Raw genomic sequence first — 6722 nt, 5'->3', positions numbered from 1 at the left:
ATCGAGGACAGCGTTGATGCGTCGTTTATCTTTGATGGCAGAGAACTCGGACATCAGGAAAAAAGAGTGTAGAATACTGGCTAGATTCATGGTGGTTGGCGCTTTTTGTGTTGTAGTGACCCATAATCGCCGATTATCATGGATCTGACTACCTTTTTTATCCTATCTCACTGATTATTCTATGTAAGAAGTGGGGAGCCATCAGAGTCTAGTTGTCTACACCGGCACCTACTTCTAGTTTTTCCGGTGGCTTGTAAGCGTCGAAAGTCATCACTAAGCTGAAACGTCATATCCGTTTGGGCGTTAACAGTGGCCCCGTCTGTCTTTCCTAGAAGCTTTTCGTCTTTCATATCCGCTCCGAGCAGGCATAAAAAAACCGCCGACTCCAAAGGAGCCAGCGGCTTAGATATAGGTATTTGATGATGGGGTTATTATTGCGCTAATTATGTCACAGGTAAACGGTCGCGACGCTAGACTACAGTCGTTATTTAATCACTAACAGGCTGCATTTCTTCACCGTTAGTTAAGTGTATATTTTCTCCAAAGTAGCTACCCAAGTCAGACAACTCGATGCTATCTAGCTTCTCCCTTGGTACTCAAAAATACCTTCGTAGTACACGGTGTCAGGAGACTTCATCATTATCTTTATCTTATATTTGGGGTGATCCACCTTTAAAATACGAAACCCTACTCCTCCATCGGGAGCTGAATACCAAATAATATCACCAACTCTTTGCGGTTCCGAGCCATTATCGACAGGTGTAATTTTGACAAAGATAGCAATAAGCAGCCCTGCTGCTAGGACAATAGCCAAAATAAAAAAAAGAACCAGTTTCAGTGCTTTCCCCATATTATTCAGCGACCTCCAGAGTATCTGTCTCGTAATCGTAGTCTAGATCTACCTGTGATAGCTGAAACTGCTCAATATAAGCACTAGGAACCACAACCGGAGGGCGCCACGATGTATCGAGCCCTAAGTGATCGGCCAGATCAATCGTGAAAGTCATACAGTTATGGCTCTCCACATCGTACTCGACCTTGTCCGCGCTATTATTTTGGGCACGAATATTCCTCAACCAATCATCAGCCTCTGAAAAGAAGTCTCCTCTCAGCACTACACCAGATATTCTGCCACTATCACCAGACCTGTCAGATACTCCTCGAAGTAAATGCTTCAGAGACCCTTCAGTAATAAGACCATTCTTTATTACAACATCGCTCACTCCAACTTTTCGAACGTTACCAGGTATATCAGAGTTAGGATTTGGATAACGACCGTATTCATAATATCTAGTAAGCCCAGAATCTCCATTGATAAGAATGACACCAGCATGGCCTAGATAGGGAGCTTTAATCTTAGGTGTAGCAATTTTGTAACCGAAAATCTCAAAAGACTGCTCACCGGCAACTTGAATATCATAATCTGGAAACACGATAGGAATCAGAAAATCTTCATTTCCGGAAATATAGACCTCATAGGGAGTAGTATCATCTACTGATGTTGCTGATAACGTATCTGTCATTTACTCCCTCTTTAATAACCACTTCTTAGTTTTCTTATACTTAAACTTTACTTTTTTGGCTAACTCACTTTTCTTGATCCCGAGCACCTGTCCATTAGCATCCGTTCTAAACACCTCTTCAGTACCGTCATCTAGTTGACAAACAACATCTCTATCGGCAAAAACATTACCATTCTTGTCCTTGACCACTGCATTGATATCGTAAAGGGTGACACCTATTGGGGTGAAAGGAACAGCAGTATGACTATCCCCTATATTGATTGTTCCTCCCCCTATGGTCACTCCCCCACAGCTGACAGATCCACCAGTAATCGCAGCAGGCTTTCCATTGATAAAAACAGTTGATGAACCTGACGCTATCGAACGTCCATGAGGCGGGTGCTTAGGTTTACTATGAGGTGCTAACGGGTCACCAACACGAGCTGCAGCTATCCCATCTATCTTTACATCAGGAGAGCCAGCGGTGACTGGCGTTGGAGGAAAACCATCGTGCTCAGTGCCTTCATCTCCCACTCTAACTGCTTTAACCATTTAACCAACTCGCCTAGAAAAATGAGCAAGATATAAACACATGTTGTTGAAAAAGCAATCTATATGCTAACAATTCTGGACTAAGATCTTGTTTCTTATCTGTCCACATAACGCTGAGCGTGTTGAGCCCTGAGGGATCCCCTCATAAATCTGCCAGTGCACAGCCATCGTTTAAGAGCTGCTGGGCTAGAACCACAGCCGCTGCTAAGAGGTGATAACGCAGACGTTTGATAAAAAAATGAGCGAGAATTGACGAGAATATAACCTTGGCGTTATCGAGACGACGCCGCTGATGGGCTCAAAAAGCGGCCTTTTTGCTCTTTGTCGTTCATCGAAACACTCAGGAAGGGGAAAAGCCCGATTGAACAATCGGGCGACCTGTATTATTGCGGGGTGGCTCCAGAAAAAAGCGCAAAAAAGTTACGGCTCGTCGTATCACAAACCGCTTCAACAGACTCACCTTTTAACATCGCCACGTGTTCCGCGACTTCTTTCACGTAAGCCGGTTGATTTTGCTTGCCACGATGCGGCACGGGAGCCAGGTAGGGTGAATCGGTTTCAACCAGTAATCGTTCGAGTGGCAACCGTCGCACCACATCCTTGAGATCCGTCGCCTTATTAAAGGTCACAATGCCTGAAATCGAAATGTAGAAACCCAGTTCAATCGCCGCTTCTGCCATTTCATAGCTTTCTGTAAAGCAGTGTAGCACACCGCCTACACGCTCAGCGCCTTCCTCGCGCAAAATCGTCAAGGTATCCTCACGCGCGGCCCGCGTATGAATAATCAAGGGCTTGTTGAGCTCGACGGCGAGACGGACATGCTGACGGAAAATCGCTTGTTGCTGCTCGGCCAATTCAGGTTGATAGTGATAATCCAACCCTGTTTCACCGATTGCGACCACGCGTTCGTCCGCAGCAAGGGCTTTTAATTGCTGATAGTCAAAGCCATTTTCTATATCTAAGGGATGCACACCACAAGAGGCAAAAACATGAGGATAAGGGCGGATCATGTCTAGCATCGCTGGGAAACTATCCAATGTAACGCCAACAGAGAGAAAATAATCGACACCCCTTGCCTGTGCTTTATCCAGAACATCTTCCACATTCTGGTGCAGCGAATCATAGTCCAGTTTGTCGAGATGGCAGTGAGAGTCTATTAACACGTTATTCTCCAATCGATAATAGCCATTGGCTAAGTACCAATTCGGTATTTAGCCCAGTATGCATTTGCAGCTGACGCTGCACTTGATGTAATTGTCGTAATTGCGTATGGACGTGCTGAGTGGCCATGACGTTCGCCACATCAGCCACCAAGGCATGATGATGACGATGCAAAATAGCGTGTTTTGCACCTTGTCGCCACTTGAGCACATCAAGTAGAAAGTGACTCAGCCAGTCCAATGAAGCGGGATAGTGTGCGACCAACACCTCTGACGTGTCAAATAAGCCAGAGTGTGTCGTTACGTAGGTCGCGAAGCCATTGATCACCGCATGATGATGATCGAGTCCTCCGGATTCAACAAAATCACGTGCCGCCAAGGGTGCACCACGGTAGAGCGCGACGGCATGCTCGGGGATGGTGCGCTTCAACGCTTGCTCAATCCAATGTTTTGCCGTTTCGTTGTCTGGCTCTGGCGCTTTCCAGACGCTGCAACGGCTTATAATCGTCGCTAACAAGCTATCCAGTGATGCGGTTAGCAACACGAAGTAACATCCTTCTGGCGGCTCCTCCAATGATTTCAATAGCGCGTTGGCCGCCGCCTCACCGAGGTTTTCAACGCGCTCAATCACGATAAAACGGGCACCGCCTAGCTGCGACGTCTCCATCGCTTGACGTTGCACCTTACGCACCGCATCAATACCGATTTGTTTACCCGGTTTATCCGGCATCAACCAATGCATATCAGGGTGATTGCCGGCATCAAATAATTGGCAACTATGACAACGGCCACATGCCTGGTTGGCCTGCTGCTTGCACAAACGCACCTTGGCCAGATGACTGACCATCGCGCGTCGGCCACTTCCCGGTGGGGCGGCCAGTAGCACGGCATGAGGAAAACGTGCCGTCGCTAACAGTTGTCGCCAGTGCGCCCATATCGGGTCAAACCAAGGAAACACGTGAGGGGCAGGATGGCGTGGTGCTGCTGACTCACTCATCACGTTTTCTGTTGGTTCAGCCAAGTGACTAACGCCGTTTTGATACTGGCCGTGACGGTCTCTAGCGGTTGACTGGCATCAATGATCACCACACTCGGATCGTGGTGCGCTAACGCCAAATAACGCGCGCGGGTGCGTTCAAAAAAGTCGAGCTGCATTTGCTCTATCCGATCGAGCTCGCCACGACCTCGCGCACGGGCTAGCCCCCTTTCAGGCTCAATATCCATATATAACGTCAAAGAGGGAGCAAACTGACCGAGGACAGTCGCTTTTAGGCTCTCCATTAGGCTGTATCCATTCCTCGGCCACCGCCTTGATACGCTTGAGAAGACATATCATGACGATCGCCAATCACCCACTGCCCTGCTGCCAATGCCGGCTTAATCACATTCTCAACCAGTTGGACACGGGCCGCATATAACATCAGTAATTCGGCCTTATCCGTCAAAGGTTCATCAGGGTGGCCTTGCTTCACCAAGGTTCGTAACTGCTCCGCAAGTGGCGTTCCGCCCGGCTCACGCGTGGTGATCACATCATCGATACCGGCGTCATGGAGCACCTGCTTCACTTGACTAATGGCCGTACTCTTACCTGCCCCTTCGAGGCCTTCTACGACAATAAAATGATTGTTCATTGGTTTTTCAACACTTTTAGATAATCACGCACCGCTCGATTGTGTTCGGCTAATGTCGTGGAAAATTGATGCCCGCCTTTGCCACTGGCGACAAAGTAGTAATAATCAGTTTGTGCCGGTTGCGCTGCGGCCATGATCGCCGCTTTACCTGGCATCGCAATAGGTGTGGGAGGTAACCCATTAATCACATACGTATTATATGGCGTTGGGGTACGCAAATCGCGCTTGCGAATATTACCGTCATAGTCGGCTCCCATGCCATAAATGACCGTCGGATCCGTTTGTAAACGCATGCCTTTGCGCAACCGGTTAACAAATACAGAGGCTACTTTTGTGCGCTCACTGGCAACCGCCGTCTCTTTTTCGATGATCGAGGCCAAAATCAATAACTCATACGGCGTCTTAATAGGCAAGTCGTCCGCACGTTGTTGCCACGCTTTCTCGAGCGCAACGTCCATGGCGTGCGCGGCACGCTGTAACAGTTCAATGTCAGTATCAGCCACATCATACGCATAGGTTTCAGGCAGTAGCAGTCCTTCCAGCTTATCACGTGCTATCCCAAGCTTATCGGCTATTGCCGCTTCAGTGAGCTCCTCTAACGTATTGTCTAGATGCGGGGCGGATTGCAGCTGCGCACGCCATTGGGCAAACGTGCTCCCTTCGACAAAGGTGATCGCCGCTTGATACTGCTGCCCAGAGCGAAGCGTGGTAAACGCTTGCGCGAGCGTCTGCCCGGGTTGAAGCTGAAACGTCCCCGCCTGCACACGTGTTAATTCAGGATAGAGACGGGGCGCAAGCTTAGCCCAGACACTTGATGCTACCCAACCTTTGTCTTCGAACTGTCTTATTACGCGATGGTAATGAGCGCCTACCGACACAGTGAATAGCTGAGGCGATTGAATAGATAAAGGCGTAGCAACGAAGGCTTTCGTCTGCCACACCGCCACTGCGGCTGCTAGCAAAACCAGCGCCATCATTACGCTGACCCCGCCCAAAAGTCGCTTTTTTAGCACGCGTTTAACCTCTGTTGTAATACCCGTGTCAGGCATGTGTCTTAAAGGGGGTGTGGTTAATGCCCGTTACCGGCACCACTTTCATCAAGGTATTGCAAATAAATACTTCTTCAGCTTGAAAAAGTGCCGTCTCACCAGCGCTAACGGTCTGGCATTGCACATCCACTACTCCCTCCATCACCGCTATAATCTTGTCACGCATCAATCCAGCCACTCCGGCATATTGCAACGATGGGGTATAAACCACATCGTCATAGCGCCAGAAAATGTTAGACGCAGTAGTTTCAACCACATGACCAAACATATCGGTCACCACAAGGTCATCGGCAGCGGTCTCGGTGAGTGCCTGTTTGAGTAGCACTTGTTCGAGTCGATTTAAATGTTTTAGCCCCGCCAACGGTGAAGCACCTAGTTGAACGGACGTAGTCTTAAGCGTGATACCATCCTGTTGCCACTGACGATAGTGGGCGGGAAAAGGATGCAGACTGACGATAACCGTCGGCGTCGTACACCCTTGCGGGCTATAACCACGCCCACCTTGACCACGGGTGATGATAACCTTCAAAACCTGCTCACCCTGCGAGTGTTGACAAGCGAGGTCAAGGGTTTGCGCTAACCCTGCCCAATCAACCTCGGCAATCGCTAAACGCTGACAGGTATTTTGGAGACGAAGCAGGTGCGCATCTCGATCGAGCAACACCCTGGAGGACACATGACCGGTGGTAAAACAGCCATCACCAAATTGTAAGCCACGATCGGACACCGCTATCTCGGTGCTAGGCTGTCCGTTAACCCACTGTATCATCCCTTGTCACCTCACCAATAAAAACGGCCCGATAAATCGGACCGTTATTATATCAAAAC

Annotated in this window: 6 protein-coding genes and 2 pseudogenes; all 8 read right to left on the bottom strand. The window is 48.8% G+C overall.

Annotated features, from left to right (window positions below; all coding sequences use genetic code 11):
* Positions 1–577 precede the first annotated feature (577 nt).
* A complete protein-coding gene (locus tag DZ54_RS23290) occupies positions 578–850 on the bottom strand; it encodes a hypothetical protein (RefSeq protein WP_051415912.1) in 273 nt (90 codons plus the stop codon).
* Position 851: 1 nt separating this feature from the next.
* A complete protein-coding gene (locus DZ54_RS0103960; protein ID WP_025673166.1) occupies positions 852–1523 on the bottom strand; it encodes a hypothetical protein in 672 nt (223 codons plus the stop codon).
* Positions 1524–1772: 249 nt separating this feature from the next.
* Positions 1773–2054 (bottom strand): annotated as a pseudogene (locus tag DZ54_RS25805) (type VI secretion system PAAR protein); the annotation flags it as partial.
* Positions 2055–2437: 383 nt separating this feature from the next.
* Complete coding sequence (locus tag DZ54_RS0103950; protein WP_025673164.1) at positions 2438–3217, bottom strand: TatD family hydrolase; 780 nt, start codon at positions 3215–3217, stop codon at positions 2438–2440.
* A gap of 1 nt (position 3218) precedes the next feature.
* Positions 3219–4211, bottom strand: coding sequence for a DNA polymerase III subunit delta' (gene holB, locus DZ54_RS0103945; RefSeq protein ID WP_051415911.1), 993 nt, complete (start codon positions 4209–4211; stop codon positions 3219–3221).
* Positions 4211–4845, bottom strand: a pseudogene (tmk, locus tag DZ54_RS18900) (dTMP kinase). The gene holB and the pseudogene tmk overlap by 1 nt, the downstream one beginning before the upstream one ends.
* The gene (gene mltG / locus DZ54_RS0103935; RefSeq protein ID WP_025673162.1) at positions 4842–5858 is read right to left on the bottom strand and encodes an endolytic transglycosylase MltG; all 1017 of its coding nucleotides are present in this window, start codon (positions 5856–5858) and stop codon (positions 4842–4844) included. The pseudogene tmk and the gene mltG overlap by 4 nt, the downstream one beginning before the upstream one ends.
* A gap of 28 nt (positions 5859–5886) precedes the next feature.
* Positions 5887–6663: an aminodeoxychorismate lyase gene (pabC, locus tag DZ54_RS18895; protein ID WP_037353506.1), complete on the bottom strand. Its 777-nt coding sequence runs from the start codon at positions 6661–6663 to the stop codon at positions 5887–5889.
* Positions 6664–6722 lie beyond the last annotated feature (59 nt).

It is taken from the genome of Salinivibrio socompensis S35, from assembly GCF_000513715.1.
Taxonomy (GTDB): Bacteria; Pseudomonadota; Gammaproteobacteria; order Enterobacterales; family Vibrionaceae; genus Salinivibrio; species Salinivibrio socompensis.
The sequence above is the reverse complement of the archived record's forward strand: the minus strand, read 5'-3'. Positions and strand labels throughout refer to the sequence as shown.

Bases quoted from the DNA above. Each gene is read 5' to 3' on its own strand.
- DZ54_RS23290 (WP_051415912.1), bottom strand. From the start codon at position 850: ATGGGGAAAGCACTGAAACTGGTTCTTTTTTTTATTTTGGCTATTGTC.
- DZ54_RS0103960 (WP_025673166.1), bottom strand. From the start codon at position 1,523: ATGACAGATACGTTATCAGCAACATCAGTAGATGATACTACTCCCTAT.
- holB (WP_051415911.1), bottom strand. From the start codon at position 4,211: ATGAGTGAGTCAGCAGCACCACGCCATCCTGCCCCTCACGTGTTTCCT.
- pabC (WP_037353506.1), bottom strand. From the start codon at position 6,663: ATGATACAGTGGGTTAACGGACAGCCTAGCACCGAGATAGCGGTGTCC.